This is a genomic window from Vogesella fluminis (genome assembly GCF_014652335.1).
Classification (GTDB): domain Bacteria; phylum Pseudomonadota; class Gammaproteobacteria; order Burkholderiales; family Chromobacteriaceae; genus Vogesella; species Vogesella fluminis.
In genome coordinates this window covers 155,351-168,076 of the sequence record NZ_BMYP01000001.1, presented here as the reverse complement: position 1 = coordinate 168,076, position 12,726 = coordinate 155,351, and the positions used below count along the sequence as shown (strand labels likewise).

At 66.1% G+C, this 12,726-nt stretch carries 12 protein-coding genes; 4 read left to right on the top strand and 8 right to left on the bottom strand.

What is annotated here, in order from left to right:
• Positions 1 to 41 precede the first annotated feature (41 nt).
• Positions 42 to 644, top strand: a complete 603-nt coding sequence (locus IE083_RS00780; protein ID WP_189351732.1) for a phosphorylase family protein — start codon at positions 42 to 44, stop codon at positions 642 to 644.
• A 99-nt stretch (positions 645 to 743) separates the two neighbouring features.
• On the opposite strand, the gene IE083_RS00775 is transcribed toward IE083_RS00780, so the two are convergent.
• Complete coding sequence (locus tag IE083_RS00775; RefSeq protein ID WP_189351731.1) at positions 744 to 1,139, bottom strand: ribonucleotide reductase subunit alpha; 396 nt, start codon at positions 1,137 to 1,139, stop codon at positions 744 to 746.
• A gap of 348 nt (positions 1,140 to 1,487) precedes the next feature.
• Here IE083_RS00775 and IE083_RS00770 point away from each other — a divergent pair, with 348 nt between their 5' ends.
• A complete protein-coding gene (locus tag IE083_RS00770) occupies positions 1,488 to 2,090 on the top strand; it encodes a CBS domain-containing protein (protein ID WP_189351730.1) in 603 nt (200 codons plus the stop codon).
• 206 nt (positions 2,091 to 2,296) lie between these two features.
• Here IE083_RS00770 and IE083_RS00765 read toward each other — a convergent pair whose 3' ends face one another.
• On the bottom strand, positions 2,297 to 2,761 hold the full coding sequence (locus IE083_RS00765) for an Lrp/AsnC family transcriptional regulator (protein WP_189351729.1): 465 nt from the start codon (positions 2,759 to 2,761) through the stop codon (positions 2,297 to 2,299).
• 138 nt (positions 2,762 to 2,899) lie between these two features.
• Here IE083_RS00765 and IE083_RS00760 point away from each other — a divergent pair, with 138 nt between their 5' ends.
• Positions 2,900 to 3,811, top strand: a complete 912-nt coding sequence (locus IE083_RS00760) for a DMT family transporter (RefSeq protein WP_189351728.1) — start codon at positions 2,900 to 2,902, stop codon at positions 3,809 to 3,811.
• Between the two features lie 19 nt (positions 3,812 to 3,830).
• Here the strand turns inward: IE083_RS00760 and IE083_RS00755 are convergent, their stop codons facing one another.
• The gene (locus tag IE083_RS00755; RefSeq protein ID WP_189351727.1) at positions 3,831 to 4,922 is read right to left on the bottom strand and encodes a tellurite resistance/C4-dicarboxylate transporter family protein; all 1,092 of its coding nucleotides are present in this window, start codon (positions 4,920 to 4,922) and stop codon (positions 3,831 to 3,833) included.
• Between the two features lie 388 nt (positions 4,923 to 5,310).
• On the opposite strand from IE083_RS00755, the gene IE083_RS00750 reads away from it, so the two are divergent.
• On the top strand, positions 5,311 to 5,505 hold the full coding sequence (locus IE083_RS00750; protein ID WP_189351726.1) for a DUF1059 domain-containing protein: 195 nt from the start codon (positions 5,311 to 5,313) through the stop codon (positions 5,503 to 5,505).
• Positions 5,506 to 5,935: 430 nt separating this feature from the next.
• Here the strand turns inward: IE083_RS00750 and hutH are convergent, their stop codons facing one another.
• The 5 genes from hutH to hutC form a co-directional block, all read right to left on the bottom strand.
• The gene (gene hutH / locus IE083_RS00745; protein WP_189351725.1) at positions 5,936 to 7,471 is read right to left on the bottom strand and encodes a histidine ammonia-lyase; all 1,536 of its coding nucleotides are present in this window, start codon (positions 7,469 to 7,471) and stop codon (positions 5,936 to 5,938) included.
• 243 nt (positions 7,472 to 7,714) lie between these two features.
• Positions 7,715 to 9,403 carry a urocanate hydratase gene (gene hutU / locus IE083_RS00740; RefSeq protein ID WP_189351724.1) on the bottom strand — a complete coding sequence of 563 codons (1,689 nt, stop codon included), beginning with the start codon at positions 9,401 to 9,403 and terminating at the stop codon, positions 7,715 to 7,717.
• Positions 9,404 to 9,599: 196 nt separating this feature from the next.
• A complete protein-coding gene (gene hutG / locus IE083_RS00735) occupies positions 9,600 to 10,532 on the bottom strand; it encodes a formimidoylglutamase (protein WP_229799522.1) in 933 nt (310 codons plus the stop codon).
• Positions 10,533 to 10,535: 3 nt separating this feature from the next.
• Positions 10,536 to 11,771 (bottom strand): imidazolonepropionase, encoded by a 1,236-nt coding sequence (gene hutI, locus IE083_RS00730; protein ID WP_189351723.1) that lies wholly within the window; start codon positions 11,769 to 11,771, stop codon positions 10,536 to 10,538.
• A 198-nt stretch (positions 11,772 to 11,969) separates the two neighbouring features.
• The gene (hutC, locus tag IE083_RS00725; RefSeq protein WP_189351722.1) at positions 11,970 to 12,695 is read right to left on the bottom strand and encodes a histidine utilization transcriptional repressor HutC; all 726 of its coding nucleotides are present in this window, start codon (positions 12,693 to 12,695) and stop codon (positions 11,970 to 11,972) included.
• Positions 12,696 to 12,726: the final 31 nt, after the last annotated feature.

The window sequence follows — 12,726 nt, the reverse complement described above, 5'->3', positions numbered from 1 at the left end:
TATAGTGGCGGCTGTCCCTTGTCACCCGCCCGCGAGCCGCCATGAGCATCTGCATCCTGTTTCCCACCGCCACCGAGGCGCGCCAGTTCCAGCACCCCGGCGTCGACACCGTGATCAGCGGCGTCGGCCTCACCGCCACCGCCTACGCCACGCTGAAGGTGATCCGCGAGCAGCGGCCGGCGCTGCTGATCCTGGCCGGCATCGCCGGCATGTATCCGCAGGCCGGGCTGGCCATCGGCGAGGTGGTGCTGGTCAGTTCGGAAGTGGAGGGCGATCTCGGCTTTTTCACGCCGCAGGGCTTTACCCATCTGGCGCAGCTGCCGCTGGAGATGGCGTTCGAGCGCCGCCATACGCTGCACTGCCCGCACCTGCCGGCGGCAAGCACGCTGCGCCGCGCGCGCAGCCTGTCGCTGAACGCGGCGCTGGCGCCGTTCGTGGACAGCAGCGAGGTGGAGATCGAGAACATGGAGGGCGCCGCCTTCTTCCATGTCTGCCAGCAGGAAAACGTGCCCTTCATCGAGCTGCGCGCCATCTCCAACGTGGTGCAGCCGGGGCACGACGACTGGGACATGGACGGCGCGGTGAGCGCGCTGCACGCGGCGCTGCAGCAGCTGCTGGCGCAGTTGCCGGCGGAGAACGCGTAATCCCCGTTCCTGATGCGGCCGGCCGTGTGCCGGTACGCACGCAAAAACGGCCCGCCGCAGGGGAACCCCTGCCCGGGCCGTTCGACACGATGATGCTGTTTACAGGAACTGCAGCAGCGCGCCGTCGCGGTTGAACGCGAGGTAACGCGCCACGTCGCCGCCGGTCTGGATGGTCTGCACCATGCGTTTCAGCGGGCCGTCGGCATCGGCGCTGCTGTTGCTGTCGATGGCGGCGACGAATACCAGCTGCCAGCGCTTGTCCAGCGCATCGGCATCTTGCGCCAGCTGCGCGAAATCGCCCAGCTCGGCCGGGGTCTTGTCGACGCACAGGATGGGCTGCAGGATGCCGCCCTCGCCGGCGGCGAAGCGCTCTGCTTCCTGCGGAGTGTGATCGTCATGCAGGCGGCGTTCGCAAAAGGCGAACAGCAGGCGCTGCGGGGTGGGTTGGGCACGGGCGGCGGCCAGCAGGCTGGCGAAATCGGTAATGGCGGTCATGGCGGGTGATCCTGAAATACACGGGGCGGGAATCTGCAATCCTCGGCCGGGCTGCGCAGCACCGGCATGAGGACCACAGCCTGTTACGGCCACGGGCGGCGGCAGCAGGCGGTAACGGATTCTAGCAGTATACGGGCGGCAACGACTGTTGCCGATACGCCAAAAGACGGAAACAAGCCGCGGCGAAGACCGGAAAAAGCACGCCGGCTGCCGGCAAAGCATGCTTAGATAAAGACACCGGGGCGCCAATGGGGAGGCGTGATCATGTCGTCCCGGTATCGTGCCCCGCCGCCGGCATGCCGTAGCCGGCGTGCGGCAAAACCAGAATCCCGACGAGGAGCACCCGCCATGGACACCCAGTACCAAGCCCTGAGCACCCTTTCCCTGCCGCAAACCACCGACCTGATCCACGTCGAGCAGCGTCCGCAGCGCGCGCTGACGCTGAAAAGCCCGGCGCTGGAGGTGATGACCGACCTGAAGGTGATCGACCCGGTCAGCATCTGCGAGGACGCACTGCTGCACGACGCGCACGAGCGCATGGTCAGCCACGGCATCCGCCTGCTGTTCGTCACCGACCGCGAAGGCGCACTGACCGGCCTGCTTACCGCCTCCGACGTGCTCGGCGAGCGGCCACTGAAATGCACGCAGGAGCGCGGCAAGCAGCGCAAGGAGCTGCTGGTTTCCGACGTGATGACGCCGCGCCGCGAGCTGGAGGCGCTGGACATGGCCGAGGTGGCGCATGCCAGCATCGGCCAGCTGATCGCCACCATGAAACATACCGGCCGCCAGCACGCGCTGGTGGTGGAGCTGAACGGCAGCAGCAAGCACCTGGAAGTGTGCGGCCTGTTTTCCACCTCGCACATCGCGCGCCGGCTCGGCATCTCGCTGAACTTCATCCGCGTGCCGCAGGCCTTCTCCGAGATCGAGCACGCGCTGCTGCACGAAGACTGAGCCGCGGCGCGACCTTGAACAGGGCCCGGGCGCGGCCCGGCACCATTGCGGCCAACCTTGAAGGTTGGCCGCATTCATTGCCGGCCGCCGTTCAGAGCCGCTAACAAAACCTCGCAGCGCACCTGAGCCAAGGCGCGCCGACGCAGACAGTACACGTAGTACGGCAAGGAGGCGCAACGCAGGATCAGGGGTTTTGTTAGCGGCGTTCAGCCCGGATCGGTCGGTACCGCGGTGCGATACTTGCAGGTATTGATCACCACCAGCGATTCGAACTCGCGCACATGCGGGTTGTTCATCAGGTGGGCGCGGGCGAAGCGTTCGTAGTCGCCCATGTCGCGCACCAGCACCATCAGCACGAAATCCGGCCGCCCGGTCACGTTGTAGCACTCCATCACCTCCGGCGCCGCCTCCATCGCCGCCTTGAATGCGTCCACCAGCGGCGCCTGCGCGCGCTGCAGCATCACGTTCACCACCAGGCGCAGGCTGCGCCCGAACAGCGCCGGGTCCACCAGCGCCACCTCGCGCTGGATGACGCCCTCGCCGCGCAGCCGCTTCAGGCGGCGGGTGACGGCGGTGGGCGACAGGCTGACCGCCTCGGCCAGCGTATCGTGGGTCTGGCGTGCGTCTTCCTGCAGCAGTGCCAGCAGTTTGCGGTCGTAAGCATCCAGCATGTCAGGATTCCTGCGTTGAAGTGCATTGAAAAGCAGCCTGGCTGCGCTGTGGTGCATGATAACGCAGCAGGCGGCAGCGGCGGGCTTTCTACACTGTGGGCATCGCATCGGGCACATGCCCGCTACCGGAGCCGCCACATGAGCACCCTCAATCCCGCCCGCCGCCTTGCGGCCAACCTTTCCGCCAGTCTGACCGCCAGCCGCTGGCTGCCGTATGCGCTGTTCGCCGGGCTGGTGACCATGTGGGCATACAACTACGTGGTGATGAAGGTAACGCTGCAGGCCGCCACGCCGATCACCCACCTGATCATCCGCACCGCCATCGGCAGCGTGACGCTATTCGGCGTACTGCTGGCGCGCGGCCACGGCATCCGCCCGCAGCGGCTGCGCGACGCCTGCCAGGTGGGGCTGTCCAGCAACTTCCTGTACGGGCTGGCGGTGACGCTGGCGCTGGTGGCCGGCGCCGCCGGGCGCACCTCGGTGCTGGTGTTCACCATGCCGTTCTGGGTGGCGCTGCTGTCGCGCTGGCTGCTGGCCGAGCCGTTCTCGCGCAATGCGCGCCGGGCGATGGCGGCCGGCTTTGCCGGGCTGATGCTGATCGTGGCGCCGTGGCAGCTGCACGGCGGCGTGCTGCCGATGCTGTGCGCGGTGCTGGCCGGCCTGTTCTGGGCACTGGGCTCGGTGCTGTCCAAGCGTGCTACCCAGCGCGGCCAGCTGGACAGCCTGAATTTTTCCGGCTGGCAGGCGCTGATCGCCCTGTTGCCGATGGCCCTGCTGCTGCCGTTTGCCGATTTTGCCGCCATCCGCTGGTCGCCGGCCTTCGTGCTGGGCATGGTGTACTCCGGCGTGTTCTCCAGCGCGGTCGGCTGGCTGGCCTGGCTGTGGCTGCTGCGCCGCCTGCCGGCGTCCACCCTCAGCTTCAATGCGCTGGTGATCCCGGTGCTGGCGGTGGCGATGGCCGCCTGCAGCCTGGGCGAATGGCCGCGCCCCGACGAGCTGCTGGGCATGCTGCTGATCGGCGCCGGCATCGTGCTGATCGCGCGGCGCTGATCCTGTCCCGCTTGCCGCGTTATGGGCCTCCGTGCCGCCAGTGCCGCAGCAGCGAGCGGACAAAGCCCGTGAACACCGTCATCCACGCCGCGAGTGCGATGTAGACGAAGGTATCCGGCAGGAAGCGCAGAAACCCGAAGCCCATCGCTTCTATCATCTGGTGCGTGCAGACCGTATACATGCCCAGGGGGAACACCGCCCCCCAGTACAGCGGGTCGTAGGTCAGCGGAAAACGCCGGTAGCCGTGGCGCCATATCACCAGGATCAGCAGCATGGGTATCCACCACGTGCCCGTCGCCCAGTAAAAAATGGTGAAGCCCTTGATGAAGGGCTGCAGCGACAGCAGAAAAGGCGCATCGCGCGAGTTCAGCAGCAGCAGCGATCCTGCCAGCGTCGAGATCGCCATCGCACCCATGTTGATCCAGTACGGCGGCGACAGATCCGCCGGAGAAAACTGGAAGAACACATAGCGGTAGAAGATCAGCGACATCATCCAGATGTAGAGCATGCCGCCCCACAGCCACATCGACAGCACCAGGAAGTTCATCTCCAGCCTGCCGGGCTGCCCCAGCCGCGCCGCCAGCAAGGCACCCAGCACCGCGATCGACTGCGTGGCCACTACCGCCAGCAGCCAGCCGCCGCTGATGCCCTGCTGCAGCGGCGGCTTGTTCTCCTTGATCGTGAAACCGGTGAAGATCGAGTAGGTCAGCCCGATCCACAGCAGCACCGCGCCGGCCCACAGCACCGTGGCGATACGATACTGCCCCGCCAGCAGCACGAACTGGCTGCCGAGCACCGACGTGCCCGCCACCGTGGTGAAAAACCCCGGCCCGCGCAAGTGATCGATCAAGTCCTCGAAAACCCGGCGCGGATAGCGGACGATACGCAGCAGCGTAAGCGCCCACAGCACGACATAGACGACGCCATTGAGCAGGAACAGCGCCTTTGCCACCCCGGGCATGTGCATCACGTGCGCGGCAAGCGAGACGATGCCCGTAGCCATCGTCATGCCGAAATACGCCGGGGACATTTCGGACAGGCCTGCCACCTCAACGCGACGGGGAACGGCCGGGGCGGCGCTCCCGGCTTCATCCGCGGGGTTCTTCATCATATACGGGCGCCTTTGCGTGACACGGCAGGAACCGCATGCCGTGCTCTCAGCATAGGCGATGCGCCGGGACCATGGCCGGCGCATGGAAAGACGGCACCCCGATCGCATGCGGCCAAGACTCGCCCCGGCAGGTGGCGGATCCGGCGTGCCGCGTTATGCCGGCACACCCATGAGCGGCACGATGGCGATACCCGCCCGCCCGCCCTGTCCGGGCCGGCCGAAAATGCGGGCAAAGGTGCTATAACGGTGGTGCCAACAAGAAAAAACAGCCTCCCGGACGACAGCGCCCTTGCCTGTTAACGACAAGCCCGACGGCCCTGGCGAGGCAGCACGGCGCCTGTGATGCAGGATCGCCCCTGACTGCACATCAAGGGAACAGGAGACCATCATGGCCAGGAAATACATCGACTGCCGGACCTTTCCCGGCTCGCAATGCACCGTGTCGATTGCTGCCGACAGCAGCGACGAACTGCTGACGGCCGCCGTGCAGCACGCCATCGCCGCACACGGCTACGAAGACACCCCGCAACTGCGCGAGCAGCTGCGCCAGATGTTCCAGGAGGAAAAAAACGAGGACGGCTGACCGCGGGCGCAGCGGCAATCGGCCGGTCCGCACGCATGACGGAAGCCCGCAGGGGCATTCCGCCACATCGCAAGGAAAACAGGCCGGAGCCGGCACGGAAAAGGTTGGCCGCAGGCCCCTTACCGATAACGTTGGCCGCAAGTCGTGTCGGGTTACGCTGCGCTAACCCGACCTACGATTGGCCCACGCTATGTGTTGGGCTTCGCTGCACTCAGCGCCAACCGGCCAACCCGAACATCATACATCGCACCCATGACAAAAGGGCAAGCCCTCATCAGGCTTGCCCTTGTTCACATCATGTTGCGGCCAACGTTGGCCGCAAGCTAGTGTAGTGTTTCACGCTATTTGAAACATATGAAAACCAATATCCATGCGGGTTTCAAGCTGATTTCAAGTTCCATCAAGAACGCAGCACTACACTAGCCCACCCTTACAGCGACGGCAGCAGGCCGTCGATGGCGAAGCGGTTGTACTCGGCACGCTGGATCAGCGCGCAGGCTTTTTCGATGTCCGGCGCGAAGTAGCGGTCCTTGTCGTAGAACGACACTTCGGCGCGCAGCATGGCCTTGGCGCTTTCCAGCGCGTCGGCGGCCTTGTTCGGGGCGCGGAAGTCCACGCCCTGGCAGGCGGCCAGCAGCTCGACGGCCAGGATGCCGGCGGTGTTGTCGGCCATGTCGCGCAGGCGGCGGCCGGCGAAGGTCGCCATCGACACGTGGTCTTCCTGGTTGGCGGAAGTCGGCAGGCTGTCGACGGACGCCGGGTGCGCCAGCGACTTGTTCTCGGAGGCCAGTGCCGCGCCGGTCACCTGGGCGATCATGAAGCCGGAGTTCACGCCGCCGTTGTTCACCAGGAACGGTGGCAGCTTGGACAGGTTGCTGTCGATCAGCAGCGCCATGCGGCGTTCGGACAGCGAGCCGATTTCGGCAATCGCCAGCGCCAGGTTGTCGGCGGCGAAGGCCACCGGTTCGGCGTGGAAGTTGCCGCCGGACAGGATGTCGTTGTCGTCGGCGAAGACCAGCGGGTTGTCGGAAACGGAGTTGGCTTCCACCAGCAGCACGTCGGACGACTGGCGGATCTGGGTCAGGCAGGCGCCCATCACTTGCGGCTGGCAGCGCAGGCTGTACGGGTCCTGCACCTTGCCGCAGTTGGCGTGCGAGTCGGCGATCTGCGAGCCGGCGCCCAGCAGCGCGCGGTATTGCGCGGCGGCGTCGATCTGGCCCTTATGGCCGCGAACCTGGTGGATGCGGTCGTCGAACGGGGTGCGGCTGCCCTGGGCGGCTTCCACCGACATGGCGCCAGCGACGGAGGCGGCCACGTACAGGTCTTCGGCGGCGAACAGGCCTTCCAGCGCGAAGGCGGTGGACGCCTGGGTGCCGTTCAGCAGCGCGAGGCCTTCTTTCGGGGCCAGCACGATCGGCTCCAGACCGGCGGCGCGCATCGCGTCGCCACCGTGTACGCGGTCGCCATTCACGAAGGCTTCGCCTTCGCCGATCAGCACCGCGCTCATGTGCGACAGCGGGGCCAGGTCGCCGGAGGCGCCGACGGAACCCTTCTGCGGAATCACCGGGTAGATGCCCTTGTTGAACAGGGTGATCATCGCTTCCAGCACCAGACGGCGGATGCCGGAGAAGCCGCGCGACAGCGAGTTGATCTTCAGCGCCATGATCAGGCGCACGGTGGCATCCTTCATCGGCTGGCCGATGCCGGCGGCGTGCGACAGCACGATGGAGCGCTGCAGCAGTTCCAGCTCGTCCGGGGCGATCTTGGTGTTGGCCAGCAGGCCGAAACCGGTGTTGATGCCGTACACGGTGCGGTTTTCGGCCAGCACGCGCGCCACGGTGGCGGCGGAGGCGTCGATGGCGGCGTGGGCGGCCGGGTCCAGTGCCAGTTGCACGGAGGCGTCACGGGCGATCAGGCGCAGTTGGGCCAGTGTCAGCTTGCCCGGGGTGATGGTGATGGTGGTCATGATGAATACCTTATTTGTCGGCCACGAAAACCACGAAATAACACGAACAAAACCTTTTTTTAGCCACGGAATCCACGGAAAACACGGAAGAAAAACAAAACCATCTGCGGTCGATGGCGGGTTTCCGTATTTTTCTGTGCCTTCTGTGGATTCTGTGGCTAAAAAAGGTTTTCCATGTCCTTTCGTGGTTTTCGTGGCAAAAAATCTGGCCCCTGCGGCCAACGTTGGCCGCAGGGTACGGCTTTACTTGATCATCGGCAGCTTGAGGCCGAAGCGCTTGGCGGCGGCAATGGCCTGCTCGTAGCCGGCGTCGGCGTGGCGCATCACGCCGGAGCCGCAGTCGTTGACCAGCACGCGCGCCAGGCGCTCGGCGGCGGCGTCGGTGCCGTCAGCCACGATCACCATGCCGGAGTGCTGCGAGTAGCCCATGCCGACGCCGCCACCGTGGTGCAGCGATACCCAGCTGGCGCCGCCGGCGGTGTTCAAGAGCGCGTTCAAGAGCGGCCAGTCGGAGACGGCGTCGGTGCCGTCCTTCATGGCTTCGGTTTCGCGGTTCGGGCTGGCGACCGAACCGGTGTCCAGGTGGTCGCGGCCGATCACGATCGGGGCCTTCAGCTCGCCGTTCTTCACCATCTCGTTGAAGGCCAGGCCGGCGATGTGACGCTCGCCGAGGCCCAGCCAGCAGATGCGTGCCGGCAGGCCCTGGAAGCTGATGCGCTCGCGCGCCATGTCCAGCCAGCGGTGGGTGTGCTTGTTGTCCGGGAACAGTTCCTTGATCTTGGCGTCGGTCTTGTAGATGTCTTCCGGATCGCCGGACAGCGCCACCCAGCGGAACGGGCCCTTGCCTTCGCAGAACAGCGGACGGATGTAGGCCGGCACGAAGCCCGGGAAATCAAACGCGTTCTTCACGCCCTTGTCGAAGGCGACCTGACGGATGTTGTTGCCGTAGTCCACGGTCGGGATGCCCATGGCCTGGAAGTCCAGCATCGCCTGCACGTGCACCGCGCAGCTCTGCGCCGCTTCGTCGGTCAGGCGGGCGTGCAGTTCCGGCTTGGTCTGCGCGTCTTTCCACTGTTCCACGGTCCAGCCGATCGGCAGGTAGCCGTTGATCAGGTCGTGGGCGGAGGTCTGGTCGGTCACCAGGTCCGGCTTGATACTGCCGGCCTTGGCGCGTTTCACCAGCTCCGGCAGGATGTCGGCGGCGTTGCCCAACAGTGCGATGGAGACCGCTTCCTTGCGGGACGTGTGTTCCTTGATCAGTTCCAGCGCGTGGTCGATGTCGCGCGCCTGCTTGTCGACGTAGCGGGTGCGCAGGCGGAAGTCGATGCTGCTCTGCTGGCATTCGATGTTCAGCGAGCAGGCACCGGCCAGCGTCGCGGCCAGCGGCTGTGCGCCACCCATGCCGCCCAGGCCGGCGGTGAGGATCCACTTGCCGGACAGGTCGTTGTTGTAGTGCTGACGGCCGGCTTCAACAAACGTTTCAAAAGTACCCTGCACGATGCCCTGCGAGCCGATGTAGATCCAGCTGCCGGCGGTCATCTGGCCGTACATGAACAGGCCCTTGCGGTCCAGCTCGTTGAAGTGTTCCCAGTTGGCCCACTTCGGCACCAGGTTGGAGTTGGCCAGCAGCACGCGCGGGGCGCCCGCGTGGGTCTTGAACACGCCGACCGGCTTGCCGGACTGCACCAGCAGGGTTTCGTCTTCGTTCAGGTCTTTTAGCGACGCCAGGATCTGGTCGTAGCACTCCCAGTTGCGCGCGGCACGACCGATGCCACCGTACACCACCAGCGCCTGCGGGTTCTCGGCGACGTCCGGGTCGAGGTTGTTCTGGATCATGCGGTAGGCCGCTTCGGCGATCCAGTTCTTGCAGTGCAGTTCGGTGCCGTGCGGGGCACGGATCACGCGGGAGGGGTCAAAACGCGGGTCGGTCATGGGAGTCTCTCCTCTAAAAATCGTTGTCGGCCACCAAACAAAAATCTATTTGCCACAGAATCCACAGAAAACACGGAAGAAAAACCACTGTACTTTTGAATTTATTTCTGTGTCTTTCCGTGGATTCTGTGGCTAAAAAAGGTTTTTCGTGTCTTTCGTGGCAAAAATGTTTTTGCCGTTTCGTGGCCGATAAAAACTATCGGCGCAGGTTGCGGGCGATGCTCCACGCCAGCCGCGCCGCCGCCTTGGCGCCGTGGCTGTCGATGTCGTATCCCGGGTTGAATTCCACCAGATCGGCGCCCACCAGCTTGCCGCTCTTGGCGATCTTGCCGACCAGCGCTTCCACCACGCTGATGTCGACGCCGTAGCCGGCCGGGGCCGATACCGCCGGCATCTGCGCCGCCGGCAATACGTCGAGGTCGATGGTCAGGTACACCGCGTCCACGCTGTCGATGAACTCGGCCAGCTGGTGGCGGGCGTCGGCCAGCTGCCAGGCGGTCATGTCGCTGTCCAGCCGCCACTCGGCGCCAAGGTTGGCCGCAGCGTCGAACAGCGCGCGGGTGTTGGCGGTTTCGGCGACGCCCAGGCACAGGTAGCGGAAGTGCTGGCCACGGCGGGCGCACTCGGCGGCGATCTGCGCGAACGGCGTGCCGCTGGTGGCTTCGTCCGCGGTGCGCAGGTCGAAGTGGGCGTCGAAGTTGACGACGCCGATACGCTTGTCCTGATGCGCGTCGGCGAGGCCCAGCCAGTGGCCGTAGGCGGTCTCGTGGCCGCCGCCGAGCACCAGCGGCAGGTGGCCGGCGTAGACGATGGCGCTGACGCGTGCGGCCAACCTTTGGTGCGCGGCGTCCAGATCGCCGTCGTCGCAGCTGATGGTGCCGGCGTCGTACAGCGGCAGCGTCGGGTGATACGCCAGATTGGCCAGTGCGCGGCGCAAGGCCTGCGGGCCGGCGGCGGCGCCGGTGCGGCCCTGGTTGCGGCGCACGCCTTCGTCGCAGGCAAAGCCGAGGATGGCGATGCCGGGCGCGGCACCGGCGGCCAGCGGCTGCACTACCTGGTGCCAGCGACGGGCGGCGTCGCCTTCGGCGGCGTCGATGCGGCCAGTCCACATGCTCATGTCGATAGTCATGGTTTATCCCTCGTGCTGCACCACGCCACGGAACACGCGGCGGGTCAGCGGGTTGGTGCCGAGGCCGTACACGATCTCGGCCGGATGGTCGATGTCCCACAGCAGCAGGTCGGCGACATAGCCGGCGGCCAGCTGGCCGTGCGTGGCGCCGCGACCCAGCGCCTGCGCCGCGTGGCGGGTGGTGCCCAGCAGCGCTTCTTCCGGCGTCAGGCCGAACAGCACGCAGGCCTGGTTCATCGCGAGGCGAATGGAAGCGAACGGGCTGGTGCCCGGGTTCAGGTCGGTGGACACCGCCATCGGCACCTTGGCCGCACGCAGCTTGTCCACCGGCGGTTTCTGCGTTTCGCGCAGGAAGTAGTAGGCGCCGGGCAGCAGCACCGCCACGGTGCCGGCCTCGGCCAGCGCGTCCACGCCGGCGTCGTCCAGGTATTCGATATGGTCGGCGGACAGGCCGCCGAATTCGGCCACCAGCGCGGCGCCATGCAGGTTGGACAGCTGCTCGACGTGACCCTTCACTTTCAGACCATGCGCCTGTGCCGCTTCGAACACCTGGCGGGTCTGCGCCGGCGAAAAGCCGACGCCTTCGCAGAACACGTCCACCGCCTCGGCCAGCCCTTCCTGCGCCGCGGCGGGAATGATGACCTCGCACACGTGGCGGATGTAGCCGTCGGCGTCACCGGCGAATTCCGGCGGCAGCGCGTGGGCGGACAGCAAGGTGGTGGCCACTTCCACCGGCAGCGCCGCTTCCAGCCGGCGCGCGGCGCGCAGCTGCTTCAGCTCGTCGGCCAGCGTCAGGCCGTAGCCGGACTTCATCTCGATGGTGGTGACGCCTTCCTTCATCAGCGCCTTCAGGCGCGGCAGGCTGGTGAGTGCCAGCTCGTCCTCGTCCAGGCCACGGGTGGCGCGCACGGTGGAGATGATGCCGCCGCCTTCGGCCGCGATCTGCTGGTAGGGCACGCCGGTGAGGCGCTTTTCCCATTCCGCGGCGCGGTTGCCGCCGTACACCAGGTGGGTGTGGCAGTCGATGAAGCCGGGGGTGATCCACGCGCCCTTGGCGTCGCGCACCTCGCCGCTGCCGGCGAAGGCGGCCAGCGCCTGCGTTTGCGGCAGCACGGCGTGGATGCGGCCGTCACGCAGCCACAGTGCGTGGCCGTCCAGCGCGCCGTACGGCGCAAGGTTGGCCGCGTCGAAGGTGGCGAGACGGGCGTTGATCCACAGGGTGTCGGTGCTGCTGCTCATGGTGGTGTCCGCTGTTTTGCGATGAATTGTATATACATTTAGTTGATCGCAAGGCGGGCGTCAAGATTTTTCTGCGGCGGGATTGTTGGCGGCGCGAGGTGCTCCGGGTCGTCAGGCTGGCAAAAAAGCCAATAAAAACAAAAGGCCACGCGCTGGCGTGGCCTGTTTCCGGGTGTTGCGTAAATGTATATACATTTACTATTTGCGTACCCGCGTCTGCGAGCGCAGTTTGTAGCCGGCTCCGGGGTGCAGCAGCCGCGCGAAGCTGACCAGGTGCTTGCCGGACCAGGTGCGGCGCAGCACGCGCAGGCAGGGTTCGCTGGCCTGCAGCCCGAGCAGGCTCTGCGCCTCTACGTCCGGCAGCACCGCCTCGACGGTGTGCTCGACATCGGTCAGCGGACAGGCGCGCATCAGGTAGGCGTTGGGCGTGTCGCGGCCGAAGTCCTGCGCCAGGTAGTCCGGCGCCCACTGCGGATTGATGTAGCGGTCTTCGAGCTGGATCGGGGTGTCGTCCTCGAAGTGCACGATCAGCGAGTGGAACACCGGCATGCCGACGCCCAGCGTCAGTCGCAGCGCCACCTCCTCGCTGGCGGCCTCCTCGCGTACGAAGTGCACCTCCGCGCGGTAGGCGTGGCCGCGCAGCGCGATCTCCTCGGCGATGTTGTTGACGTCCAGCAGCGGCGATTCCGCCTTGCGCTCGGCGACGTAGGTGCCGTCGCCGGCGTAGCGCAGCAGCACGCCGGCCTCGGCCAGATCGCGGATCGCCTTGTTGACGGTCATGCGCGACACGCCGAACTGCTTCGCCAGCTCCACCTCGGGCGGAATCTTGGCGCCGGGGGCGAAGCTGCGGCTCCTGATACCGTCTAGAATGAAATCGCGGATGCGCAGATAGTGCGGCTTGGAGGCGGGTTTGGGCGTGTTCATGCCGGCATTGTAAGGGAAAGTCGGACTACAG